We start from the raw sequence: 23,228 nt of genomic DNA, 5'->3' as shown, positions 1-23,228 counted from the left end.
TTTTATAATTATATGGATTCTTTGGTTTAATATCAACAAATAATTATAATTTTCCGAAAAATATTTTCTTGACATAAAATTGTGACTAAATTCGCAACACTTCAAAATAAGGAGTGGAATCGGAAACCAGTAGTGGTAAGATATGGTGGATTACATTAAAAGGAGTTGAATGTGTTGCAGGAAAAACTAATAGAAGATTATGAGATTAATCCTCGTACAATGTTTATTATTCCGGTGAAATACGGAAGTAAAACTTATTCCAAAATTTACGAAGTAGATGATGTGTTTTTGTCTCCGTTAAGCCCATTGGAGATTATCAAAAGGAGCTGCAATTATTTTGGAGTCGATTATGAAAGCAGGAGAAAGGGTTCCCGAAATATAATTGGTAATAAACGAAAGCTTCCGATTGTAGTTGAATTATTTAACCATCTCCTCTTTTTCCCTACACTATCACCGTGTAGCAAGGAGTGTATTTGGATTGCCTATGAACAGGTGAAGGATTATCAGCGTATCGGGCCACTAGAGTCATTAATCATTTTCTATAATAAACAATCCCACCGCTTCCCAGTTCCGTACTCAACAATTGAGGCACAAATGTTTAAAACCTCGTTATTAAAAACACGACTTATGCAGAGAATAGAAAATAATGAGAAAAGGCTAAGTTATATATCGAGCAGAACTAAAATGCCGCAGGCATTAGAAACCACTCTTCAATACGATAGTGAGTTTCATGTGAAAAAATCAAAATAAGTGCTCTTATTTCTTACGCTAACGGGATAGGTGTTTTTTTAATAAATACGCCTCCATTAATTCTTGAACCTTGTTGCGAATTCTTGGGTTAAAGTAATTATGGTTTTCTTCATAACCTTTATAGATAAACAGGAACATTGTAAAGGCATCGTCCCGTTTAGTTTCAATGACTTGAAGATTATTCTTTTTAAGATACTGTTTTACCTCAGAAAGTTCCTTCTGCACATCCTTCATCGCTTCTTCGATTAAATCCAAATAAGGCTTCTTTAATTTAAATGGCGCATTTTCCACCACAGATAAATCTCGGTTTAAGACGATTAATACCATCGGTAAATAAATAGCCTTCTCCATAATGTCACGATCATCCTCAGGAATTCTGGTCATTTTACCACCCGCACCTTTCTATGGTATCGAACTAATGTTCCTATTTAATTTTACAAAAAAGAATCGTTAAAAGCAATAGAACTTTTCCTCTAGAAGCTCGTCGATAATTGACGAGCTTTCTTTGTTGCAAAATTTGACCAATATATGAGAAAGTTTTTATTAATAGAAGGATATTTGATAGGGGAAAATGAATTATATGAAGAATCCACGAAAAGGAAAAAACAGTCATATATAGGCGGAGTTCATATCAAGAGCGAATGGGTGGTAAATAATGAGGGCAGATAAACATAAACATACTAAGAAAAAGAGAAGATGGACGTCCATTTTGCTTGTATGCCTATTACTAATCGGTGCAGTTGCTGGCTATGCTTATTTTCAGTTTAAACAAGGGGTTAACCAATCATTAAAAAAAATAAATAATGATAATAAACAAGCAAATGAGGCCTACACTTTTGAAGGGAAGAAAGATCAGTATGGGGATACGAATATCCTCTTGCTTGGCAGTGACGCCCGGGGAAAAGAAAAGGCCAGAGCAGATACAATTATGATTGCTCATTATAACGAAGACAAAGGGACATTTAAGCTGACTTCTATTATGAGAGACAGTTACGTGGCAATTCCGGGACATGGCAAGCATAAAATTAATTCCGCCTTTGCCCGCGGTGGTCCGGAATTGATGAGGAAGACGATTAAACAGAATTTTGATATCGACCTGCAATATTATGCAATTGTCGATTTTGATGGCTTTGTCCAGTTGATTGACGAAGCTTTCCCGAATGGCGTCGAAATAAATGTGGAGAAAAAGATGGAGAAAAATATTTATATGACGATAGAGCCCGGTCTGCAAAGATTGAATGGTACACAAATGCTTGGCTATGTTCGCTTCCGGCATGATGCCATCGGTGATTTTGGAAGGGTAGAACGTCAGCAAAAGGCTGTCAAAGCGATTAGAGAGCAATTGAGCGGATTTCAAACGATTACTAAACTCCCCAAATTAATTGGTGTCCTCAGCCCATACGTAAATACAAATATGGATACTGCGGATGCGTTATTTATGGGGAAGGACTTCCTTTCTAGTAATAGAGGCACCATGGCTACACTTAGGATTCCGGTCGAAAATAGCTTTACGGAACCGCGAATACAAGGGGAGGGAGCCGTTTTGGATATTGATGTTGAAAAAAACAAAGAGGCACTTCATCAATTTATTACCCAGTAACATCGTTCAAACAAACTAAAGAAAAATGTAAGGAGATTCGGATGTACATTGAATCATTAAAAGCCTGGTTTACACTTGAAAATATTATGAGTCTCATACAGGAATATCGAGCCTTAGGTCCAATACCAGGTATTGTGCTTATCGTCATTGAAGCATTTTTACCGTTTCTCCCGTTGTTTTTATTTGTAATGGCCAATGCAAATGCCTTTGGACTTTGGCTCGGATTTTTATATTCATGGCTAGGAGCGTGTTTAGGCGCATTTTTGGTTTTTATGCTTATTAGGAAATATGGGCAAAAAAGGATATTTACTTTTTTATCCAAGCACCCGAAGGTCCGAAAGCTGATGGACTGGGTGGAACGCAATGGATTCGGGCCGCTCTTTTTACTGCTATGTTTTCCATTTACACCATCAGCAATCGTAAACATCGTGGCTGGTCTTTCGAAAATTAGAACGGCCCAATATATGCTGGCCGTGTGCATCGGCAAAATGGTGATGATTTTTACGATGAGCTTTATTGGTTATGATATTCGTTCATTGATTTTTCAGCCCTACCGAACCGTTTTGGTATTCATTATTATTCTCATTCTTTGGTTTGTTGGCAAAAGAATTGAAGGAAGAATGAATAAGGCTATGGAAAATGACCATAATGAAGAAATAGATAGAAACAAAGATAAGGAGAAACGGAGGAAATTCAATGAAAATTGAATGGAAAAAGGAAGGTATGGAATGGGTTAAAGCATTCGCAATTGGAATTATTATTTTTGCGTTTATTCGGGCCTTTTTCTTTTCCAACTATGTAGTAGAAGGCGAATCAATGATGCCGACCTTGCAGGATGGGAATAAGCTGGTTGTCAATAAGCTTGGTTACCAAGTTGGCGAGTTGAATCGCTTTGATGTCATTGTGTTTCACGCCAATGCGAAAGAAGATTTTGTCAAACGGATTATTGGACTTCCCGGGGATAAGATTGAATATCGAAACGATGAGTTATACATTAATGGGCATAAGTATGATGAGCCATTCTTACGTGTTTATAAACAAAAGGCACATGGGATGAAGATAACGGGTGATTTCAGCTTGAAGGAACTTACCGGAGAAAATAAGGTGCCTGATGGAAAATTATTTGTGCTTGGCGATAATCGATTAGGCAGCTGGGACAGCCGCCAATTCGGCTTCATCGCTACTGCTCAGGTTGTTGGAAAAGTGGACTTGCGTTACTGGCCGCTAAATGAAATGAATATTCATTTTTAACATTTCACTAAAGAAGCACGATTATTTAAATCGTGTTTTTTGCTTGTTATTTTCCAATTTTGGAGTGAATCTCTAAACCACATTCCAAACATCTGTGCTTATTTTATGGTAGAATGAGAGATACATAGTTTATCAGGAAAGAGGAAAGCGGGGTTAGTTGATGTCATTAAGAATGGTAATTGGGCGGTCAGGGAGCGGTAAAACAGCGATGTTTCTTGATGAAATAAAAAAAAGGCTAATCGAAAACCCAGAAGGAACACCGCTTATTTATCTCGTGCCTGAACAAATGACGTTTCTATCAGAATATCGCTTAGCAACAGACCCAAGCGTTGGCGGGATGATTCGAGCGCAGGTGTTTAGTTTTTCCCGGTTAGCATGGAGAATTCTGCAGGAAACAGGCGGGATTAGCCGCTTACATTTAAGCAGTGTCGGGATGAGTATGTTAATACGTAAAATAATTGACGAAAAGAAAGAACAGTTAAAGCTATTTCAGCGGGCGGCAGATAAAAATGGCTTTGTCCAGCAAATAGAACAAATGATCACCGAATTTAAACGGTATTGCATCACACCCGAAGAGCTGACATTGGGGTCAGTAAATTCTAAAGCGTTACAAGATAAATTAACTGATTTAGAAATTATTTACCAACGATTTGAAGATGAGATTTTTGGTAAATATATTGATTCAGAAGATTATTTTCGACTCTTAGCCGAGAAAATTACAGATTCTGAGTCCTTAAAAGAGGCAGAAATCTATATTGACGGTTTTTATCATTTTTCACCGCAGGAATATCGTGTGATGGTGGAATTAATGAAACATTGTAAAAGTGTGTCCGTCGCCATGACGACAGACCGTCTGGCCTTCGAGTCGGCACCGGACGAACTTGATTTGTTCCGTGCCGCAAGCGAAACGTGTTACACCATTTATGACTTGGCAAAATCCTCGGACATTGAAATCGATCAACCGGTAATCCTACAAGAGCAAAAAAAATGGAATCAGCCTTCTTTACGTTATTTAGAGGAAAGATTTGATGCGCGGCCAGTAGCTTCCTTTCATGGGGAGACAGCGATTCATTTTGCTCAAGCTGTCAATCGAAGAGCTGAGATTGAAGGGATTGCCCGCGAAATTCGTCAAATAGTCCGGACAAAGGGTTACCGCTACAGAGATATCGCCTTGTTAATTAGAAATGGCGGCGATTATCATGAAATCGTTGAGCCGGTTTTTGCCGATTATCAGATTCCCTATTTTATCGATCAAAAGCGAACGATGCTGAATCATCCTCTTATCGAATTGATTCGCTCAAGTCTTGAAGTAATTAATTCTTACTGGCGCTATGAACCTGTTTTTCGAGCAATCAAAACAGACCTGCTATATCCTTTGCAGGAAAATCCTAATAAAATGCGTGAGAAGATGGACAAGCTGGAAAACTTTTGTCTAGCTTACGGAATCAACGGGAGTAAATGGACAAAAAAGGATCGTTGGAATTATCGGCGCGTACGAGGGCTAGAATTAGGGGCGAATGTCCAAACAGATGCAGAAAAAGCGATTGAACAAGAATTAAATGAATTAAAGCTAATGATTACTGCACCGATTTTGCGGCTGTCGAGACGCTTGAAAAAGGCAGACTCCGGCCAAAAGCTGTGCGAAGCTGTTTATTTATATTTAGAAGACTTAGATATTCCGGAGAAGCTTGAAAACTGGAAAGCAGCTGCCGAAGAAAAGGGCAATCTTGTTCGGATGCGTGAGCACGAACAGGTCTGGAATGCTGTCATTGATCTGCTTGACCAATATGTCGAAATACTTGGTGAAGAGCAAATTACGTTAAAATCGTTTGCTACTATCTTAGAGGCAGGATTTGAATCATTACATTTTTCCCTCATCCCTCCAGCACTTGACCAGGTTCTGATTGGCGATTTAGAAAAATCAAAGCTAAATGAAATGAAAATTGTTTTCGTCGCTGGGGTCAATGAAGGGATATTGCCTGCAAAGATTTCCGATGAAGGAATATTGGCAGATGAAGACAGAGAAATGCTTTTAGCTGCCGGGATTCATGTCGCACCAAGCAGCCGCACCCGCCTGCTTGATGAAAACTTTCTGGCTTACAAAGCCTTTACAGCACCATCTGATAGACTTTATGTGAGTTATCCACTTGCAAATGACGAAGGAAAGGCGTTAATTCCTTCTTCGTATATTAAACGGTTAAAAGACATGTTCCCCGACGCAAGCGAGCTTTTCTATGTGACAGATCCTGCTGAACTGCCTGAAAAAGGTCAGCTAAGCTTTATATCCAATTTTACGACCGCATTGTCCTACCTTAATGCCCAGCTTCAATTGAAAAAGCGAAACTATCCAATTTCTGATTTGTGGTGGGATGTGTATAACTATTATCTTGAGGGTATGTGGAAAAACAAGGCTCAAAAGGTATTTTCCAGCCTGTTTTATGCCAACAGGACCATCCCTCTTTCAGAAGAAATTGCGAATGACTTATATGGGGAGACCATCCAAGCAAGTGTTTCTAGAATGGAATTGTATAACTCCTGTGCCTTCTCGCATTTTGCCCAGCACGGCCTGAAGCTTCGGGACCGGCAAATTTTCCGCTTAGAGGCACCTGATATTGGCGAGCTATTTCATGCAGCCTTAAAGCAGATTGCAGATACTGTAAATGAAGAAAAGATGTCCTGGGCAGGATTAACAAGGAAACAATGTGAAGACCTATCCAAGGAAGCAGTAAAGAAATTAGCACCCAAGCTGCAGCATGAAATATTACTGAGCTCAGAACGCCATCATTATATTAAACGCAAATTAGAGCAAATCATTACCCGTGCCTCCTTCGTCTTGAGTGAGCATGCAAAGGTAAGTGGATTCTCGCCAATTGGTTTGGAACTTGGATTTGGACCTAATGGAAAGCTGCCGCCGTTATCCTTCACATTGAAGAATGGCAAGAGAATGGAATTGGCCGGGAGGATTGACAGAGTCGATCAAGCGAAAGCTGAAGACGACAGTGTTTATTTACGGGTCATCGATTATAAATCAAGTGAAAAGGATGTCAATTTAAGTGAAGTGTATTATGGGCTTGCATTGCAAATGTTAACCTATCTTGATATTGTCGTCACTCATTCCAACGAATTAGTGGAAATGAAAGCAAGCCCGGCAGGAGTTCTTTATTTCCACGTCCATAATCCATTTATCAACGCGTCCAAAATGCTGACAAATGATGAAATTGAAAACGAAATGATGAAAAAGTTTAAAATGAATGGGCTGATACTAAGCGATCAAAATGTCATTCAGCTCATGGATCAATCGCTGGAATCCGGAGATTCGCACATTATTGCTGCCGGAATAAAGAAAGATGGAAATTTATCGAAGAAGTCAAAAGTCGCAAGTATGGATGAATTTGCTGATCTAAGACACTATGTCCGTAATTTATATCAAAAAACAGGTAATGCGATTATCGAGGGTCAAGTTGGCATTACACCTTATAAGCTGAAGGACAAAACACCATGTAAGTTTTGTGCCTATAAATCAGTATGTCAATTTGACGAATCACTTGAAAATAATCAATTCAGGATTCTCACTCCGCAATCGAAGGAAGTTGTTTTGGAGCGAATTAGAAGTGAGGTAAGCGAAAATGAGTAATTTCGTCATTCCGCCCATGCCGGAAGGTGTCAATTGGACAGACGACCAATGGAAAGCGATTATGGCAAGGGATAAAGATATCCTTGTCGCTGCGGCTGCAGGTTCGGGAAAAACGGCTGTCCTTGTAGAGCGGATCATCCAAAAGATTCTTTCAGTTGAAGCCCCGATTGATGTTGATGAACTGTTAGTCGTGACATTTACGAACGCTTCAGCAGCAGAAATGCGCCACCGAATTGGTGAAGCATTAGAAAAGGCCATTGATCAAGATCCTGGATCCCGGCATTTAAGAAAACAGCTTAGCTTATTGAATAAAGCAGCAATTTCAACGCTTCACTCCTTTTGTATGGAGGTCATTCGTAAATATTATTACTTAATCGACGTTGATCCCGGATTCCGCATCGCCGATGAAACAGAGGCGCAGTTAATCAGAGATGAAGTAATCGACGAGTTATTTGAAGAGGAATATGGAAAAAAAGATAATGAGTCATTTTTCAACTTAGTAGATTCGTTTACCAGTGATCGAAGCGATGCTGCCGTGCAAGATATCGTTCGTTCAATCTACGATTTTGCTCGTTCGAGCCCGCTGCCAGACCAGTATTTACATGAAGTTGTATCGATGTATGATGTGGGGGAAATGACAAAAGTAGAGGAACTTCCCTTTATTCAGTCGCTTCTATTTGATGTAAAATTACAGCTTGAAGCCGCTAAGGAAATGATTACTAGAGGTTTAGAGGTAACGAAGCTTCCAAACGGACCGGCACCAAGAGCGGAAAATTTTTTGGATGACATAGAAGTCATTGATACATTAATAATGGCACAGCGGGACTCTTGGGCGACGCTTTATCAAGCGATGCAAACCTGGTCTTTTTCAAGGGCGAAACCGCTGAAGAAGGATCAGTATGATAAAGAATTATCTGAGAAAGCTCAAAAGCTCCGCGATAAAGCAAAGAAAAAAATCCAAGACATTAAGGATGAACTCTTTACCCGAAAACCTGAAAGCTTTTTACGGGATTTGGCAGAGATGCGCCCATTAGTCGAAACACTTGTCCATCTTGTCAAAGAATTTTCCGTCCGTTTTGAAAAGGTAAAAAGAGAAAAAGGGCTTGTTGACTACTCAGATTTAGAGCATTACTGTTTGGACATATTGGCAGAAGAAATTTCTGCTGAAGGAGAATTTCTGCCATCGGAAGCAGCACTTGCATATAAAAAGCACTTTAACGAGGTATATTGTGATGAGTATCAGGACGTAAATATGGTGCAGGAAACGATTTTACGGTTGGTAACAAAAGAAGAAGAGCAGAATGGAAACCTGTTCATGGTTGGAGATGTCAAGCAATCTATCTATCGTTTCCGTTTAGCTGAGCCCAATCTTTTTTTAGGAAAGTATGGCCGCTTTAGGGTGGATGGCGAGGCAGCGGGACTCCGAATCGATTTAGCCCGTAATTTCAGAAGCCGCAAAGAAGTTCTCGATGGCACAAATTATTTATTCAAACAAATCATGGGGATCAAGGTCGGGGAAATTGACTACGATGAGGCGGCCGAATTACGAAATGGTGCACCATATCCAGAGGATGAGCAGTTTCCAGTAGAGCTCATCCTGATTGATCAAAAGGCTGAAATAAAGGAGACACAATCAGACAGTGAAACAGATTCGGAAGCGGAGCCGCATGGCGAGTTTGATGCAGCTGATCTTGAACAGTCTCAATTAGAAGCAAGAGTAATGGCGGCGAAAATTAAAGAACTGGCTGCAAAGGGAGCACCAATTTATAATGCGAAAACGAAGACCAGCAGGCCGATGATGTATCGGGATGTGGTGATTCTGCTTCGTTCGATGACGTGGGCGCCGCAAATCATGGAAGAGTTCAAGCAGCAAGGAATTCCGATATATGCGAACCTATCAACTGGTTATTTTGAAGCTACGGAAGTGGCAGTAATGATGGCGTTGCTTCGGGTTATTGATAATCCCTTCCAGGACATTCCGTTAGCGTCTGTACTACGTTCACCTATCGTTGGTTTGAACGAGGAGGAACTGGCAAAAATTCGCATCCATCAAAAACGAGGCTCGTTTTGGGAGGCGGTTTCTGCCTTTTGCAGGAGTAAGGAGGCCGAAACTACACAGGTTTTTTATGAAAAGGTCCGCCAGTTTTATGACTTACTTAAAGAGTGGCGGGGCATTGCACGTCAAGGGGCGCTGTCTGAGCTTATTTGGCAGCTTTACCGGGATACACAATTCTATGATTTTGCCGGCGGACTGCCAGGCGGGAAGCAGCGCCAGGCCAACTTAAGAGCCTTGTATGACCGGGCGCGGCAATATGAACAAACCTCATTCCGCGGACTGTTTCGATTTTTACGCTTTATTGAGCGGATGACCGAAAGAGGAGATGACCTCGGGGCAGCAAGGGCACTTGGCGAGCAGGAGGATGTAGTCCGGATTATGACCATTCATAGTAGTAAAGGACTTGAATTTCCGATTGTGTTTATCGCGGGAATGGCGAGGAACTTTAATATGGCTGATATTCGTAAACCATATATGCTCGATAAAGAGTACGGATTTGCGGCAAAGTATGTAAATGCAGAAAAGCGAATTTCCTATCCATCGCTGCCGCAGCTTGCTTTTAAGCGAAAGAAGAAAATGGAAATGCTTGCCGAGGAAATGCGCGTTTTATATGTGGCCATGACAAGGGCTAAAGAAAAGCTTTACATGATAGCAACACTAAAGGATGCAGGGAAAAAAATCGACCAGTGGAATGATGTTTCATCTAATACAGAATGGCTGTTAAAGGATCATGAGCGAGCGTCGGCAATGAGTTATAGCGATTGGGTTGGAAGAGCGCTTATTCGTCATCACGATTGCGCCGATTTAAGGGTGACAGGAGAGACCAATATGTTTGTTCCGGAAGAAATCACTAGACATCCATCCTCCTGGAAAATTTCCTTAATGAATGCAGAAGAAATCCAAAAACAAGAAATGGCGTTAAAAGAGGAAGACGATCAATTCTTGGAGCGGGTCGAAAAAGGACAATCAGTCCCAGCGGCATCTGTTTTCGCCGCTGAAATAAAGGATCGGCTGACATGGGACTATGCCTTTTCAAGTGCTGCAGTCCACCGCTCCAAACAATCGGTTTCTGAAATTAAGCGCCAAAGGGAAATGGCTGACGAGCAAAGTGGTACCGAGCTAGTTCGCAGCTTTAAAAAGTCAATCAGCAAACGGCCCAAGTTTATGCAGGAGAAATCTTTAAGCCCTGCTGAGCGGGGAACAGCCATGCATATGGTGATGCAGCATGTTGATTTGACAAAGAGAGTTAGTGCAGAAACGATTAACGCACAGGTAATTTGGATGGTCCAAAATGAATTGTTAACCCCTGAGCAGGCTGAAGTCATTGACAGCAAATTGATTGTTCAATTTTTCAACTCCCATTTAGGGCAAAGATATTTTCAAGCTAAAGCCATCCATCGGGAGATTCCGTTTACCCTTTCGTTACCTGCCCATGAAGTTTACCCAGATTGGAAAGGGGAAGACGAATCGGTTTTTGTCCAAGGGATAATTGACTGCATTCTTGAGGATGAAAAGGGTCTAGTATTGATTGATTATAAATCAGATGGAATAACAGGCCGTTACAAAGGCGGTGTTGACCAAGCCAAACCAATCCTTGAAGATAGGTACAGGCTCCAGATTAATTTATATACAAAGGCCATCCAACAAATTTGGAACCGAAAAGTTACGGAAAGATATTTATTTTTCTTTGATGGGGCCCATATTTTAAAAGTGGAGTAAAAATTAAAAAAATGACATAGACCAGTTAGGTTTATGTCATTTTTTAATTGTTCCCTGCAATTGGCTGGTCAATTAAATTCGTATCAAGCGTATTTGTACCACTTAACCCATTATTCGTGACAATTAAGCCGCCGGTATTAAATCCTCCAGAGCCGGCAAAGGTTTTTGTGCTGCTCTTTGGAGAGATATAAACGGTATCCCCGAATTGAATAATTCCTCCGCCCACATTAACAATTTGAACTGGACCAATTATCGCTGGCATGAAAAACATCCTTTACAATTTTGAACTACCTAGTAAATTAATTTACAGTAACATATGAGATTATCTCATGTCCTGTTCATGACCTTCTGGCAAAAGCTGGCGTATATGCTTTACTCTTACCTCCATCGATACTGTTTGACTGTTGCCAACATGTAAAATCGATGAAGAAGAAACGGCAATGACATTAATCTTATTAACTTTTATAATCGGATTTAGATTATGTCGTACGATAGAAATTTTTTCAGTGATTGGCGGCAATGGCAGTGGCTTTTTAAATACTGGATAGGAAGGAAAGTTTCCTTCGTCCCCGAAGAATATTTCTGCTTCCCTTTGCACTGCAAGTGCTCTCGAGAATCCATTAAGGATACATGAATCTCCTAACTGAATAACGGAGCAGAATGCTACCTGCTTTACTTGCAGGCTGTCGACACTAGATGTTCGGGTTAGCATAACCAGGGGTCACATCCCGTTCTAACGGGACAAATGGCCCAATTATTAATGACTCTGGCGGTGTGTCAAACGCAGATGTCAGTTGAATGGTTTCCGTATCTCCAATCATAAATACTGAGGAGCTCGCCACAGCTGTGATTTTAATATGATCGACATGGAGAACGCGGTTATAAACTTCAAAGTTCATTCCATCTTCATTCCTTTCACATTCTCAGGTAAATTATTTAAAAAGGCTAGGACACCATTTTGAATTTCCTGTTTTATTGCTTCAATGACTCTTTTCTCAATGGGTATGGTCTGATTAGCGGAATGTGCATTGGCTGTATTCGCTGTTAGATGATAGTTAATCCTGTTTGGAAGTTGTTTGATGATATCTTCCTTAATAAAGGATAAATAGGATTCATTTGGCGGTATGGCCAAGTTCCTTTGCGTATCAGCAATGATTAGTGGTAAGTCAGTTTCTAAATATTCATGAATGGTCTCTTCAATTTCCATTGATAATCGCATTTGATCTTTAGGGGAAAATGGGGTTTTTAATGATTGATTTTGGACGGAAAAGTCCTCTATTCCGGACATGTCGTTAGGATTTAAGCCAATATTTAGAGTACCTTCAAGGGTCTCGACCTTCAATTGATCAAATTTATATTCAATTGTATCTACATGAATGGTTGGCTTTTCCCTTACTTGTTTCAACTCACTCTGTAACTTTTGAATAGTTTGTTCTAAAACCGCAATCCTCTTTTCTTGTGCTTGAATACACATCTGCAGCCATTGAAGGTATTGGTAAACATCCTGATACACGTAAATCACCTCGTCTGCGAATCGCCTTTTCTGCTTGTGTTCTAACTATATGCAGCAACCCATTTTGATTTGCTGATTTTCCACAAGTTCATAAGACGGACAAGGTTTTCTAATTGTCTGGGAGAGGGGCTGACCAAGGCGCTTACGCTTTTTGTTCTTATCTGACTGGGGCTTGCAATGGTACTGAAGGTGCTAATAATTGCTCCTGAATTTCACCCACGATTTGTCCTCCTGGTTTTATTCCTGCTGGCGCCGGTTTTGTGAAGCCCCCCGTATTGTATAGATGGGCACTAGGCTTTATGATTCCAGCACTCCCGATTTGCAGGACAGAGGAATTGGTAATCCCGCCAATTTTTATGGAATGTATCTGAATGGACTGCTGGATATAAAAATTCATGAAAGACCACCCGTTCATTACATATTAAGGAAATTATTTTGATCAATAACATCCGGATCTGAAGTATTCGTTGAACTTAATCTATTGTTAACATCTACTTGATCACCTGTGTTAAAGGAACCAGCTCCTGAGAATGTTTTAGCCGTAGCAAATGGCATTATTTTATAGACATCGCCAATGTGAAAAACAGAACTATTCCCAAGAGTAATGACCTGTGCAACTCCAACAATCGCTGGCATGAACAACACCCTTTATGATTATTTCTCTTTACATTCTATGTATGGGCGATTGTAATGTGATAGGAAAGCCTAATTTAGTTGGAAATTCCCAGAAAAAATTACCATTACTATCTGGGAAAATACTTATATTCGCACCCATCACGAAATTTGTTAGGGTATGAATATAAAATAGACCTAATTACCTATTACTTTCGACGTAAAATGAGAAATTAGTAGGATATTCGATACGGTTAAAACGTACTATTATGTGAGTAAGAGATCAGTCGGAAAAATAAACACTGAATCTCGATAAAGGCAAAGCTGATGAAAATCAGTGACGCAAAGCTACAGGGGCTAAGGTGCGAAAGCACTACGCCAGCCAGTTACCGAAAGATCAGGGTGTTTCATATTAGATATTCTGTTGTCTGCATGGGTGTATGCCTATGTGTTCATTGATGTTCTATGTTTATTAACCCCCCTTTCGGTAAAGGCGGGGTTATTTCTATTTTCCGGGGGTGAAAATCAGTGAAAGTCGTGAATCTGTCAAACGGAGCGGAACTGGCCAGCCAGGTTACAGCAGCGGACACCTATTTTAAACGATTAAAAGGGCTGATGTTTTCGAAAAGCTTACCAGCAGGACACGGCTTGTTAATCCAACCCTGCCAATCCATTCATACCTACTTCATGAACTATTCCATCGATGTTATTTACTTAAGCAAAGAGTTTGAAATTGTCGGCTTGGACGAAACGGTAAAGCCTGCAAAAGTTGGGAAGTTTCACAGAAAAGCAAAGTCCGTATTGGAACTGCCTGCAGGAACGATACGCGAAACAGGAACGAAAATCGGAAATTATCTAACTACTAAATGAAAAGGGGTTTTTACAAATGATGAAAAAAATGAAAGCTTTATTAACGGAAGAACAAGGACAAGGGATGACTGAGTATGGGTTAGTGTTAGGTGTTATTGCCGTTGGGGTTGTAACAATACTTATTGCAATGCGTGGACAAATCACAGGATTGTTCACTAAAGCTCAGGAAGCATTAACTGAAGCAACAAAATAGAGGATATTTATTATCTATTCATGCTTCATAGCCTTGCGTTTTAGTGCAAACGTGAGGCTTTTTTCTTGCAAATAGTGCCGATTAAGCCATGAGAGCTTTTCTGGAAAGGAGAGAAATAGTTTGTGGAGTAATTACTTATTAATCCTGCTTTTAATTATCTGCGTTATTACGGATCTTAAAGAACGGAAAATCTATAATGCAGTATTATTTCCCTTTTTATTAGCGGCATGGATTCTTCACGCTGTTACCGGGGGGCTGCACGGAATGACAGGGGCATTGCTTGGTACAGCGGTTGGTTTAGGCGTTCTATTAATCCCCTATCTTCTTGGTGGCATGGGTGCTGGTGATGTAAAGCTTCTTGCGGTTATTGGCGGCATAAAAGGGATTGGCTTTGTATTAATGGCCTCCATTTATATGGCGTTAGCAGGTGGGATTATCGCTATTTTTGTCCTCCTATTTCGAAAAGGCTTCATGACACGAATCCTGTACTTTTTTCAAGGTCTCAGACATGGAGTTCGGCTTTCTCTTTTTGAAGATAAAACAACCTTTCCATACGGTGTGGCGATTGCAGCAGGTGCAGTATTACAAATCTTTTTTCCTGGGGTGCTTTCAGTATGAGACGGGATGAGCGCGGCCAATCGATGGTAGAAACAGCTCTGTTACTGCCAATTTTTTTATTGATTTTGATTGGTATTCTTGATTTTGGCAGGGTGACTTACTCCTATGCACATCTTCATATGGCTGCAGAGGAATCAGTCCGGCTTGGCGGGCTGGGTGAAAAGGATCCAGCGATTTCAACCTTTGCACGCAAATATGTTCACCTTGGCGACCCGGCAAAATTGCAGGTGGAAATCACGCCAAAGGATACATTACGGCACTCGGGCGACTATGTCACCGTGAAACTAAGCTATCCATTTCAATTTTATACACCTTTTATTTCTAAGTTATTTCCCTCCAAGTTTGCAATTGCTTCCGATTCCACGATTCGCGTCGAATAAGGGGTGAAGGAACATGCTTTATTTTTTCAAAAAATTATTCAATGAAGAGCGGGGAAATACGCTTATTCTAGGAGCTATCTCGCTGATGGTCATCCTAGTCATGGCTGGTCTCGCGATAGATGGAAGTCTGCTTTATATGAAAAAAAGCCAGCTGCAAAAGGAAGCAAATGCCGCAGTTCTTTCCGGGGCACAGGAGCTTACAACTACGGAGCAAAAGGTTAAAGACACAGTTCAATACATCTTAACCGCCCATAAAGATACTACATCAAACGCAAATATCGATATTAATATGGGGAATAAAGTGGCAGTTACATTAACAAAATCGGTCAACCTTACGTTCGCAAAAATATTTGGCTATGAGAAAGTGGATGTGAAGGCCCGTGCGGCAGCAGGTTTGGCCGCGATTGGAAGGGCAGTTGGTGCAGCACCATTAGGAATTGATGAAAGTGTTCCACTTGAATACTTAAGAACTTACCAATTGAAGGTGGATTCTTCAGACTCACAAACTGGTAATTTTGGAATCTTAGCGCTTGGGGGCCCGGGAGCAAAAACATATGAAGAAAATTTGCGTAACGGCTATCAAGCAGAGATAAAAGTCGGCGATGTAATCAATACTGAATCAGGAAATATCGCAGGGAAAACAAGAGATGCGATTCAAGACCGAGTGAATGGCTGTTCTCAGCCGCCTGGAGACTACAGCATGCGGGAATGTTCAAGAATTATCCTCGTGCTAGTCTATAAGCCATATGACTACAGCGGCGGTAAAATGAAACAAGTACAGGTGACGGGTTTTGCCTATTTTTATATTACCGACCCGATGAGTTCGAAAGATACTTCGATTAATGGAGTTTTTATAAAGAGAACAGGAACGGGTTCATATGTTGAGGGAAGTAAGGATAGAGGCGCTTACAGCATACGTTTAACGAAGTAGGTGGAGGAAATGAAGTCGAAAATGGTATTAATGCTATCACTGGTTATGGGGATGGTTACCACCATTTTGTTTTTTCAATATATGAAGCAAACGAATACCGAGAAGGCTGCTACTGTTGAAACGGTCAGCGTTGTCGTCGCAAAAGAAAAGATTGAAAAGAATGAAAAGATAAGTTCGGAAAAACTGGGAATTGTGCAAATGCCGAAAGAAAATGTCTTGCAGAATATGGTAACGGTGCAGGCAGAAGCGGAAGGTAAATTGGCGACAGCAATGATTGAAAAGGATGAACCGATTCTCAGCCACCGGCTTGGCTCTGAGAAGGAAGAAGGAGTTTACGTCTCAAGGAAGGTACGCGAAGGATATAGTGCCGTATCAATCGGTGTAAATATAAACCAATCCGTTTCAAATCTGATAGAACCAGAAGACGAAGTGGACGTCATTTTTACGAAAATAATTAAGGACGCGGCAAATCAGGACGTGGCCCAATCGGTGATGTTATTGAAAAAAGCTAGGGTACTGGCTGTTGGCAGAAAAATGCAAACGCCTGAAAACACAAAGGAGCCCTATACAGAATACAGCTCAGTGACGATAGAAATTAAACCCGATGAGGCCGTAAAGCTTGTGAATGCTTCTGAAGAAGGCAAGATTCACTTTATCCTTAATAAACGGCCCGTAATGAACGAGGAAAATAAATCAAAGCAAAACGATTAAGTAATGGAAGGTGACGATTCATGACAAGCCATGAAAATATGCAAACTGCAGAGGTTAATCTTCATCAGAAGCGCGGGAAATTAATAGCTGTTTGCAGTGCAAAGGGCGGGATTGGTCGTACCACACTAACGGTTAATTTAGCGGTGGCATTAATAAAGAAAAATTTCTCAGTAGCGATTTTGGACGGAGATTTTCAGTTTGGTGACGTAAATCTTGCAATGGATCTTAAAACCTCGCTGACAATTAAGGAAGTTGTAGAGGGGATGGGATCAATTGATGAACACAGCCTTGCCAATTATTTAGCTGTCCATGAAAGTGGAGTCAGAGTCTTGTCAGCACCGGAGAGGCCGGAATTTGCTGACTTAGTAACGAATGAGGCAGTGACCAAAATAGTAGATGTCATGGTCGCAGGCCATGATTATGTAGTCGTTGACACTCCGGTTGGCTTGAACGAGCAAGCGATTCAGTTCATCGAACGGGCCGACCAGATTTTAGTTGTGACGAATTTAGAAATGGCTTCCCTAAAAAATACAAAGCTCTTGCTTGAAACGTTGGACATTCTGGGGCTGCGGTCAAGAGCCAGAACTATCATCAACAGGGCGAATATGGAAAGCGTAATAAAAGCCACAGATGCAGCAAAAATTTTAGCGGTGGAAAATCCAATCTATATCGCAAATGATTTTCAGATTTGTTCGCAATCAATTAACCTTGGAGTTCCATTCGTGATAAAACATGGAAAATCCGAGGCGGCTAAAAGTGTTTTTAAAATGGCCGAATTAATTTCCAGTGAATCTGGGGCAATTACTGCGAAGAAAACAAAGAAAAGTCATTCCCCTTTTGGAAAATGGTTTTCAAAGAAATAATGATAAGGTGGGTTGAATGAATGAGTTTACTCGCGCGAATTCAAGAAAAAAACAATCAAATCGTTGGCGAACCGCAAAAACATAATTCTTCTCTTGAAAATCCAACTCCCTCACCCATGCTCGACATTGTGACGCCGTTTCGAGAACAGCGGCCAAAAGAAAAAAAGAAAGAACAGGTCAAGGAACGCAAAGTTGACAAAAACCAGGAACTAAAGAATGTTCTTCATAAAAAAATTCTATTCGAGCTTAAAGAACAAGAGATTGATCAGATTATTCCTAAACTCGATGGTATGGCCATTGAAATCATTAAAGAGGAAGAAGAGTTCCGCGGGCAAATTGATCGAAAAAAAGTGGTCGATGAACTCATTAATGATTTAACGGGCTTTGGACCAATTAATCCACTTCTGTTAGATGAGGATGTTTCCGAGGTCATGGTTAATGGTCCAGACCAAGTTTATTGTGAGCGGAAAGGGAAATTATTGTTAACGCCCATCCAATTTCGTGATAATGAGCATGTTATGAGTGTCATCGAAAAAATCGTCTCACCGCTTGGCCGAAGAATTGATGAAAGTTCACCAATGGTTGATGCCAGGCTCCCGGATGGCTCACGTGTAAATGCAATTATTCCACCGCTTGCCCTAAATGGTCCGACGATTACAATCAGGAAATTTGCTAAGGACCCTTTTCAGATTAACGATTTAATCAATTTTGGAACGGTCACAGAGGAAATGGCGATTTTCCTTGATGCCTGTGTCAAGGCAAGGTTAAATATGTTTGTAAGTGGCGGTACAGGTTCCGGGAAAACAACCACACTCAATGTCTTGTCCAATTTTATCCCAGATGATGAAAGAATTGTGACCATTGAGGATGCGGCAGAAATCCAACTGGGGCAGGAGCATGTTGTTTCATTAGAATCACGCCCGCCAAATATTGAAGGAAAAGGGGCAATTTCAATACGCGACCTTGTTAGAAATTCTCTAAGGATGAGACCTGACCGGGTGATCATTGGGGAAGTCCGCGGCGGAGAAGCCCTCGATATGCTTCAGGCAATGAACACGGGACATGATGGATCCTTAGCGACAGGGCATTCAAACAGTCCAAGGGATATGATTTCCCGGCTTGAAACAATGGTTCTGTTAGCCGGTGTCGATTTACCGGTAAAAGCAATCCGGGAACAAATTGCCGGTGCTATTGATGTGATTATTCAGCAGTCACGCCTAAAGGACGGGACAAGAAAAATTGTCAGCATTACCGAGGTACAGGGCATGGAAGGGGAAATAATCGTGTTACAAGATATCTTTACTTTTAAACAAGAAGGGCTTAATTCAGAAGGAAAAATAATTGGCCGTCTGGTTCCAACCGGTGTAAGGCCGAAGTTTTATGAGCGCCTCGAAGCCTCAGGAATTCATATTCCGGCATCGGTGTTTATTGAAAATTAGGAGTGGATCCAATGAAGTTCCTACTATTATTCTCCTTTTTCTTAACAGTTCTTTTTTTGTTCCTATCTCTATTTAAATTGATATTTCGGACAGAAAATAAACTGCAAAATCGGATGGAGCATTATTTATCGATGTCAGAGGAGCAGGCGGAAGGAAACAAACTGGCAGGACCGCGGTTTTCTTTTATTCAAAAGATGAAACAAAGAATCCAGAAAAAAGTATTAACGAAAGAAAAGAACACCAGACTTGAGATAAAGCTGGCACAAGCGGGACTGCCATTAATGCCGGAAGAATACATCCTCTTTCAGTGGATAGCGACAGCATTGTCAGGCGGGCTGAGCTTTTTATTAACGGGAAAATGGTTCTTTATTCTTGTTGGCGCCATTTTCGGATTTATCCTGCCAAAGTGGTATCTCCGTAAGAAACAACGGGAAAGGGTTACCAAGTTTAATGAAGGGCTTGCTGACATGATTACCACTATTGTTGGAAGCTTAAGGGCAGGCTTTAGCTTTCCACAAGCATTAAAATCAGTTGCTGAAGAAGCGACGTCACCCATAAAGGATGAAATGGAATCTGTATTGAAAGAAATGCAATACGGGAAAAGTATTGAAGAGGCGCTTCATGATTTATCAGAACGAATGCCAAGCGAGGATTTAGATTTAATGATCCAAGCCATTTTGATTCAACGGCAGGTAGGCGGAAATCTTGCTACAGTTCTTGATAAAATCGTTGAAACTATCCGTGATCGAACAAAAATCCATCGGCAAATTTCTACGCTGACTGCGCAGGGACGTTTATCCGGCTATGTTATTGCACTGCTGCCAGTATTTCTTGGATTATTCCTTTATCTTATCCAGCCAGATTATATTGGTACTCTTTTTCATAATCCAATTGGTTTAGCAATGCTTGCTGCTGGACTCATTTCAGGAATAATTGGCTTTATCCTAATCAAAAAAATTACCAATATCGAGGTGTAGCCCGTGGTATATCTATCATTATTTTTGACTGTCACCTTAGCTATTTATGGGATTTTGTCGATGATGTCTAAGAAAAAAAATCTAGTTCAGGATCGCTTAGATTTCTTCTTATTGAATGAACAAGGTAATAAGGACGAAATAGTTGAGGAAAAACAGCCATCATTTTTTAATAGATTTATCCAGCCATTGTTTGTAGATTTTAGAAAAAGCTTTAAAAAAAGGATGCCAGGGGAAAAGGAAGCTAAAATTGATTTGAAGCTCCAAATGGCGGGAAATCCATTTGGGATGACGGCAGTTGACTTTCGTTTAGTTCAGACTGTCGCAATTTTTATCCTTCCGCTGATTTTTTTCGGATATGGGGCCCTGTTAAATGCAGGTTCAGGTGTGGTTGTCGTCTTTGTATTGTTTGGCATCCTGATGGGTTTTTTTGTCCCACACTTTTATTTAAAGCAGAAGACGAAGGCGAGGAGCCGTCTTGCATTAAGAGAGTTTCCCGATATATTGGATCTGTTAACTGTAAGTCTTGAAGCAGGGCTAGGATTTGACGGTGCTGTAACGAAAGTTGTTGCCAAAAAGGATGGAGTTCTTTCTAGGGAATTCCACCGCTGCCTAGAAGAAATCCGGCTTGGAAAAACGCGCAGGGAGGCACTTTCGGGAATCAGGGAAAGACTTGAGGTAGATGAAATTAGGGCATTTATTAGCAGTGTTTTACAAGCAGAGAAACTCGGAATTGGCCTGGTTCAAGTGCTCCGGGTCCTTTCTAATGAAGTAAGAGAGCAAAGAAAACAGCGGGCAGAAGAAACGGCGATGAAAGCACCCATCAAAATGCTGTTTCCGTTAGTACTTTTCATCTTCCCAAGTTTATTTATTGTTTTGTTAGGGCCGGCGGTGATTCAATTTATTGAGACTTTTAAAAATGGTTAAACCCTTTGCACTATGTGTATAGGGCTTTATCGTGTTACTATATTTATTGATTGTTCTGTTTGTTTCCTCAATAAGTCGTAGTCAATAAAAACAGGGGTGAGTAACAATGAGATTTGTAACAGTCCAACATAATAATGAATCGTTTGTCGGTGTAGTCGATTCGAATGAATCAAAAATACTTTTACTTAATCCTGCGGAAGAAGCAAGAACAGGACAAAAAAGCTTCCCAGCTTCTTTGCTGGAATGTATCGCCATGGAGGAGCGTTTTATCAATCAAGTCAATGGTCTGTTAGCGTGGGTGGAAAGTAGGGAAAAGTCTGATTCGTTTTTCATTCCGCTAGAAGCGGCGACCTTACTTGCTCCGATTCCAAGGCCGAGCAAGAATATCTTTTGTGTGGGGAAAAATTATGCGGAGCATGCGATTGAAATGGGGAGCGCCGAAGGTATCCCTAAGCATGTTATGGTTTTTACCAAAGCGCCAACTACAGTTATTGGTCCTAATGGAACGATTTTACCCCATCATGCTGTAACGAGCCAGCTGGATTATGAAGGAGAACTAGCCGTTATTATTGGAAAAAAGGGCAGGGCGATAAAGAAGGAAGAGGCACTTGATTATGTGTTCGGTTATACCATTGTTAATGATGTAACAGCGCGTGATTTACAATCGAGGCACAACCAATTTTTCATCGGAAAAAGCTTGGATACGACATGCCCAATGGGGCCGTGGATTGTCCATAAAAGTATGATAGACAATCCAAATCATTTGGATATTCAAACAAAGGTAAATGGAGAAGTAAGGCAGAGCTCTAATACCAAGAATTTTATTTTTCCGATTGAAGAGGTCCTAGCCGTACTATCTGCAGGCATGACGCTTGAACCGGGTGATATTATTGCAACGGGCACTCCTGCTGGTGTAGGGAAAGGATTCAAGCCGCCCCAATTTTTGCAGCCTAGCGACCAAATAGATATTTCAATTGAAGGAATCGGTACTTTAATAAACAAGGTTGGGGATAATGAAGCCTACTAACGACTTATAAAGTAACAATTCTACGTTAATCATTATATCTGGGTTCATTTCTTCGTATTTTAAAATTGCCTATGGTATGATAAAGTCGAAAAAAATACATAAGGAGGCAATTTAAATGATTCACGGTCATGTAACAGCTTGGGCTTTAGCTCTAATATTATTTTTTGTAGCGATTTTTTTGAATAAGGGTGGTAAGGCAAAAGGATTTAAAATTGTCCAAATGATTTTAAGAGTACTATATTTGCTAATTATTGGAACCGGAATTGGGATGCTTATTAAGACAGGTTTGGACACTCAACATATTTTAAAAGCTGCGGCAGGACTCTGGATAGTCGGGTTATTTGAAATGATTCTCGGTCGAGTCGCAAATAACAGAAGGACGTCTGTTTTTTGGATCCAGTTTGTAGTTGCATGGGTAATTGTTCTTTATTTAGGTTTTCATGTTTTACATATTTATGATATTTAATACCTATAATGATATTAAACCAAGGCTGCTGAGAATTTAATCCTCGTCAGCCTTTTTATTTTGCGGAAGACGATAATCAAGGGTGACAACATTGGTCTTTGGTTTTAAAATTGGTAGTAGTAGAAAGGAGAGGATCCATATGCTCGTAAAGGTGTTTGCAAATCTTCGGCAAATTTGCGGCGGGGTAACAGTAGAGGTGCAGCCAGATGGGGACCGGGTTATCGATGTGCTTGATAAAATGGTTGTTATGTTCCCTGATTTAAAGGATGAAATTTTTACAGCAGAAAAAGAGCTGCTTCCATTTGTCCATGTGTACGTTAATGGGAGGAATATTATCCATCTTGACAACCTTCAGACTAAGGTCGAGGAAACGGATCAGTTTGCGCTTTTCCCTCCGGTTGCAGGCGGCTGATGTGATAATAAGAGATTTAGAGTTTCGCGGCATTAACCGGGAACACCTCGGTATGTATTTTGAAGAACTCGGAGCTGTACCGATATCGGACAGCTACCCGTACGTCTTTGCAGGGGATGGCTGGAGCGGAAAGATCTTATCCGAAAAGGAAATAGCATTTACTACAAGTTTTAAAGTTAATGCAGTACAAGTCCGTTTTGAAGCGGAGAATGAAGCTGCAATGTTAGAACTCATCAAACAATATCGGTACAAAACAACCAGAATAGGCGGTTAAAAGGCTCC

27 protein-coding genes and 1 riboswitch are annotated in these 23,228 nt (G+C 40.7%); of the genes, 20 read left to right on the top strand and 7 right to left on the bottom strand.

The window, feature by feature from the left end; genetic code table 11:
• Nucleotides 1–174: 174 nt before the first annotated feature.
• Nucleotides 175–750 (top strand): competence protein ComK, encoded by a 576-nt coding sequence (locus tag BANVL01_RS02650; protein ID WP_066147691.1) that lies wholly within the window; start codon nucleotides 175–177, stop codon nucleotides 748–750.
• 18 nt (nucleotides 751–768) lie between these two features.
• Here BANVL01_RS02650 and BANVL01_RS02645 read toward each other — a convergent pair whose 3' ends face one another.
• Nucleotides 769–1,134 (bottom strand): YhjD family protein, encoded by a 366-nt coding sequence (locus tag BANVL01_RS02645; RefSeq protein ID WP_066084208.1) that lies wholly within the window; start codon nucleotides 1,132–1,134, stop codon nucleotides 769–771.
• A gap of 271 nt (nucleotides 1,135–1,405) precedes the next feature.
• Here BANVL01_RS02645 and BANVL01_RS02640 point away from each other — a divergent pair, with 271 nt between their 5' ends.
• The 5 genes from BANVL01_RS02640 to addA all read left to right on the top strand — a co-directional run bounded on the left by BANVL01_RS02640 (nucleotide 1,406) and on the right by addA (nucleotide 11,010).
• Complete coding sequence (locus BANVL01_RS02640; RefSeq protein ID WP_066084211.1) at nucleotides 1,406–2,350, top strand: LCP family protein; 945 nt, start codon at nucleotides 1,406–1,408, stop codon at nucleotides 2,348–2,350.
• A 41-nt stretch (nucleotides 2,351–2,391) separates the two neighbouring features.
• Nucleotides 2,392–3,057 carry a TVP38/TMEM64 family protein gene (locus BANVL01_RS02635; RefSeq protein ID WP_066084213.1) on the top strand — a complete coding sequence of 222 codons (666 nt, stop codon included), beginning with the start codon at nucleotides 2,392–2,394 and terminating at the stop codon, nucleotides 3,055–3,057.
• Nucleotides 3,047–3,601, top strand: a complete 555-nt coding sequence (gene lepB / locus BANVL01_RS02630; RefSeq protein ID WP_066084216.1) for a signal peptidase I — start codon at nucleotides 3,047–3,049, stop codon at nucleotides 3,599–3,601. The genes BANVL01_RS02635 and lepB overlap by 11 nt, the downstream gene beginning before the upstream one ends.
• Before the next feature lie 160 nt (nucleotides 3,602–3,761).
• Complete coding sequence (addB, locus tag BANVL01_RS02625; RefSeq protein WP_066084219.1) at nucleotides 3,762–7,235, top strand: helicase-exonuclease AddAB subunit AddB; 3,474 nt, start codon at nucleotides 3,762–3,764, stop codon at nucleotides 7,233–7,235.
• The gene (gene addA / locus BANVL01_RS02620; RefSeq protein ID WP_066084223.1) at nucleotides 7,228–11,010 is read left to right on the top strand and encodes a helicase-exonuclease AddAB subunit AddA; all 3,783 of its coding nucleotides are present in this window, start codon (nucleotides 7,228–7,230) and stop codon (nucleotides 11,008–11,010) included. Before addB ends, addA begins: the two co-directional genes overlap by 8 nt.
• 43 nt (nucleotides 11,011–11,053) lie before the next feature.
• On the opposite strand, the gene BANVL01_RS02615 is transcribed toward addA, so the two are convergent.
• The 6 genes from BANVL01_RS02615 to BANVL01_RS02590 form a co-directional block, all read right to left on the bottom strand.
• Nucleotides 11,054–11,272 (bottom strand): spore germination protein, encoded by a 219-nt coding sequence (locus BANVL01_RS02615; RefSeq protein WP_066084226.1) that lies wholly within the window; start codon nucleotides 11,270–11,272, stop codon nucleotides 11,054–11,056.
• Between the two features lie 60 nt (nucleotides 11,273–11,332).
• Complete coding sequence (locus BANVL01_RS02610) at nucleotides 11,333–11,722, bottom strand: spore germination protein GerPE (protein ID WP_066084229.1); 390 nt, start codon at nucleotides 11,720–11,722, stop codon at nucleotides 11,333–11,335.
• Nucleotides 11,703–11,909, bottom strand: coding sequence for a spore germination protein GerPD (locus tag BANVL01_RS02605; protein ID WP_066084232.1), 207 nt, complete (start codon nucleotides 11,907–11,909; stop codon nucleotides 11,703–11,705). The genes BANVL01_RS02610 and BANVL01_RS02605 overlap by 20 nt, the downstream gene beginning before the upstream one ends.
• Nucleotides 11,906–12,523 (bottom strand): spore germination protein GerPC, encoded by a 618-nt coding sequence (gerPC, locus tag BANVL01_RS02600; RefSeq protein ID WP_066084234.1) that lies wholly within the window; start codon nucleotides 12,521–12,523, stop codon nucleotides 11,906–11,908. The genes BANVL01_RS02605 and gerPC overlap by 4 nt, the downstream gene beginning before the upstream one ends.
• 157 nt (nucleotides 12,524–12,680) lie before the next feature.
• Nucleotides 12,681–12,920, bottom strand: coding sequence for a spore germination protein GerPB (locus tag BANVL01_RS02595; RefSeq protein ID WP_066084239.1), 240 nt, complete (start codon nucleotides 12,918–12,920; stop codon nucleotides 12,681–12,683).
• A 17-nt stretch (nucleotides 12,921–12,937) separates the two neighbouring features.
• Entirely contained in the window at nucleotides 12,938–13,159 is a 222-nt protein-coding gene (locus tag BANVL01_RS02590; RefSeq protein ID WP_066084246.1) for a spore germination protein, read from the bottom strand.
• A gap of 283 nt (nucleotides 13,160–13,442) precedes the next feature.
• A riboswitch (cyclic di-GMP riboswitch) is annotated at nucleotides 13,443–13,529 on the top strand.
• A 134-nt stretch (nucleotides 13,530–13,663) separates the two neighbouring features.
• Here BANVL01_RS02590 and BANVL01_RS02585 point away from each other — a divergent pair.
• The 14 genes from BANVL01_RS02585 to BANVL01_RS02520 all read left to right on the top strand — a co-directional run bounded on the left by BANVL01_RS02585 (nucleotide 13,664) and on the right by BANVL01_RS02520 (nucleotide 23,220).
• Entirely contained in the window at nucleotides 13,664–14,005 is a 342-nt protein-coding gene (locus tag BANVL01_RS02585) for a DUF192 domain-containing protein (RefSeq protein ID WP_066084248.1), read from the top strand.
• Between the two features lie 16 nt (nucleotides 14,006–14,021).
• Complete coding sequence (locus tag BANVL01_RS02580; RefSeq protein ID WP_066084251.1) at nucleotides 14,022–14,198, top strand: Flp family type IVb pilin; 177 nt, start codon at nucleotides 14,022–14,024, stop codon at nucleotides 14,196–14,198.
• Nucleotides 14,199–14,318: 120 nt separating this feature from the next.
• Nucleotides 14,319–14,816 (top strand): A24 family peptidase, encoded by a 498-nt coding sequence (locus tag BANVL01_RS02575; RefSeq protein ID WP_066084254.1) that lies wholly within the window; start codon nucleotides 14,319–14,321, stop codon nucleotides 14,814–14,816.
• Nucleotides 14,813–15,196, top strand: a complete 384-nt coding sequence (locus BANVL01_RS02570; protein ID WP_066084255.1) for a TadE/TadG family type IV pilus assembly protein — start codon at nucleotides 14,813–14,815, stop codon at nucleotides 15,194–15,196. The genes BANVL01_RS02575 and BANVL01_RS02570 overlap by 4 nt, the downstream gene beginning before the upstream one ends.
• 13 nt (nucleotides 15,197–15,209) lie before the next feature.
• Nucleotides 15,210–16,127: a pilus assembly protein TadG-related protein gene (locus BANVL01_RS02565; RefSeq protein WP_066084258.1), complete on the top strand. Its 918-nt coding sequence runs from the start codon at nucleotides 15,210–15,212 to the stop codon at nucleotides 16,125–16,127.
• A 9-nt stretch (nucleotides 16,128–16,136) separates the two neighbouring features.
• Nucleotides 16,137–16,838: a Flp pilus assembly protein CpaB gene (cpaB, locus tag BANVL01_RS02560; protein ID WP_066084262.1), complete on the top strand. Its 702-nt coding sequence runs from the start codon at nucleotides 16,137–16,139 to the stop codon at nucleotides 16,836–16,838.
• Nucleotides 16,839–16,858: 20 nt separating this feature from the next.
• Nucleotides 16,859–17,701 (top strand): CpaE/TadZ family protein, encoded by an 843-nt coding sequence (locus BANVL01_RS02555; RefSeq protein ID WP_235845470.1) that lies wholly within the window; start codon nucleotides 16,859–16,861, stop codon nucleotides 17,699–17,701.
• Between the two features lie 116 nt (nucleotides 17,702–17,817).
• Nucleotides 17,818–19,140: a TadA family conjugal transfer-associated ATPase gene (locus tag BANVL01_RS02550; RefSeq protein WP_156482176.1), complete on the top strand. Its 1,323-nt coding sequence runs from the start codon at nucleotides 17,818–17,820 to the stop codon at nucleotides 19,138–19,140.
• Nucleotides 19,141–19,151: 11 nt separating this feature from the next.
• The gene (locus BANVL01_RS02545) at nucleotides 19,152–20,117 is read left to right on the top strand and encodes a type II secretion system F family protein (RefSeq protein ID WP_066084268.1); all 966 of its coding nucleotides are present in this window, start codon (nucleotides 19,152–19,154) and stop codon (nucleotides 20,115–20,117) included.
• A 63-nt stretch (nucleotides 20,118–20,180) separates the two neighbouring features.
• Nucleotides 20,181–21,041: a type II secretion system F family protein gene (locus tag BANVL01_RS02540; protein WP_235845469.1), complete on the top strand. Its 861-nt coding sequence runs from the start codon at nucleotides 20,181–20,183 to the stop codon at nucleotides 21,039–21,041.
• A 106-nt stretch (nucleotides 21,042–21,147) separates the two neighbouring features.
• Nucleotides 21,148–22,068: a fumarylacetoacetate hydrolase family protein gene (locus BANVL01_RS02535; RefSeq protein ID WP_066084272.1), complete on the top strand. Its 921-nt coding sequence runs from the start codon at nucleotides 21,148–21,150 to the stop codon at nucleotides 22,066–22,068.
• A gap of 115 nt (nucleotides 22,069–22,183) precedes the next feature.
• Nucleotides 22,184–22,534, top strand: coding sequence for a YisL family protein (locus tag BANVL01_RS02530; RefSeq protein ID WP_066084275.1), 351 nt, complete (start codon nucleotides 22,184–22,186; stop codon nucleotides 22,532–22,534).
• 139 nt (nucleotides 22,535–22,673) lie between these two features.
• Nucleotides 22,674–22,946: a ubiquitin-like small modifier protein 1 gene (locus BANVL01_RS02525; RefSeq protein WP_066084277.1), complete on the top strand. Its 273-nt coding sequence runs from the start codon at nucleotides 22,674–22,676 to the stop codon at nucleotides 22,944–22,946.
• A 1-nt stretch (nucleotide 22,947) separates the two neighbouring features.
• A complete protein-coding gene (locus BANVL01_RS02520; RefSeq protein ID WP_066084281.1) occupies nucleotides 22,948–23,220 on the top strand; it encodes a MoaD-like domain-containing protein in 273 nt (90 codons plus the stop codon).
• Nucleotides 23,221–23,228 lie beyond the last annotated feature (8 nt).

The sequence above is a fragment of the Neobacillus novalis NBRC 102450 genome (genome assembly GCF_001591805.1).
In the GTDB taxonomy this organism is placed as follows: Bacteria; Bacillota; Bacilli; order Bacillales; family Cytobacillaceae; genus Neobacillus; species Neobacillus novalis.
This window is presented reverse-complemented; position numbering and strand designations above follow the sequence as displayed.

Bases quoted from the DNA above. Each gene is read 5' to 3' on its own strand.
- BANVL01_RS02550 (WP_156482176.1), top strand. From the start codon at position 17,818: ATGCTCGACATTGTGACGCCGTTTCGAGAACAGCGGCCAAAAGAAAAA.
- BANVL01_RS02545 (WP_066084268.1), top strand. From the start codon at position 19,152: ATGAAGTTCCTACTATTATTCTCCTTTTTCTTAACAGTTCTTTTTTTG.
- BANVL01_RS02535 (WP_066084272.1), top strand. From the start codon at position 21,148: ATGAGATTTGTAACAGTCCAACATAATAATGAATCGTTTGTCGGTGTA.
- BANVL01_RS02530 (WP_066084275.1), top strand. From the start codon at position 22,184: ATGATTCACGGTCATGTAACAGCTTGGGCTTTAGCTCTAATATTATTT.
- BANVL01_RS02570 (WP_066084255.1), top strand. From the start codon at position 14,813: ATGAGACGGGATGAGCGCGGCCAATCGATGGTAGAAACAGCTCTGTTA.
- BANVL01_RS02640 (WP_066084211.1), top strand. From the start codon at position 1,406: ATGAGGGCAGATAAACATAAACATACTAAGAAAAAGAGAAGATGGACG.
- BANVL01_RS02565 (WP_066084258.1), top strand. From the start codon at position 15,210: ATGCTTTATTTTTTCAAAAAATTATTCAATGAAGAGCGGGGAAATACG.
- BANVL01_RS02615 (WP_066084226.1), bottom strand. From the start codon at position 11,272: ATGCCAGCGATAATTGGTCCAGTTCAAATTGTTAATGTGGGCGGAGGA.
- addA (WP_066084223.1), top strand. From the start codon at position 7,228: ATGAGTAATTTCGTCATTCCGCCCATGCCGGAAGGTGTCAATTGGACA.
- BANVL01_RS02595 (WP_066084239.1), bottom strand. From the start codon at position 12,920: ATGAATTTTTATATCCAGCAGTCCATTCAGATACATTCCATAAAAATT.
- BANVL01_RS02605 (WP_066084232.1), bottom strand. From the start codon at position 11,909: ATGAACTTTGAAGTTTATAACCGCGTTCTCCATGTCGATCATATTAAA.
- BANVL01_RS02555 (WP_235845470.1), top strand. From the start codon at position 16,859: ATGACAAGCCATGAAAATATGCAAACTGCAGAGGTTAATCTTCATCAG.
- BANVL01_RS02610 (WP_066084229.1), bottom strand. From the start codon at position 11,722: ATGCTAACCCGAACATCTAGTGTCGACAGCCTGCAAGTAAAGCAGGTA.
- BANVL01_RS02580 (WP_066084251.1), top strand. From the start codon at position 14,022: ATGATGAAAAAAATGAAAGCTTTATTAACGGAAGAACAAGGACAAGGG.
- BANVL01_RS02645 (WP_066084208.1), bottom strand. From the start codon at position 1,134: ATGACCAGAATTCCTGAGGATGATCGTGACATTATGGAGAAGGCTATT.
- addB (WP_066084219.1), top strand. From the start codon at position 3,762: ATGTCATTAAGAATGGTAATTGGGCGGTCAGGGAGCGGTAAAACAGCG.
- cpaB (WP_066084262.1), top strand. From the start codon at position 16,137: ATGAAGTCGAAAATGGTATTAATGCTATCACTGGTTATGGGGATGGTT.
- BANVL01_RS02525 (WP_066084277.1), top strand. From the start codon at position 22,674: ATGCTCGTAAAGGTGTTTGCAAATCTTCGGCAAATTTGCGGCGGGGTA.
- BANVL01_RS02635 (WP_066084213.1), top strand. From the start codon at position 2,392: ATGTACATTGAATCATTAAAAGCCTGGTTTACACTTGAAAATATTATG.
- lepB (WP_066084216.1), top strand. From the start codon at position 3,047: ATGAAAATTGAATGGAAAAAGGAAGGTATGGAATGGGTTAAAGCATTC.
- BANVL01_RS02540 (WP_235845469.1), top strand. From the start codon at position 20,181: ATGTCTAAGAAAAAAAATCTAGTTCAGGATCGCTTAGATTTCTTCTTA.
- BANVL01_RS02590 (WP_066084246.1), bottom strand. From the start codon at position 13,159: ATGCCAGCGATTGTTGGAGTTGCACAGGTCATTACTCTTGGGAATAGT.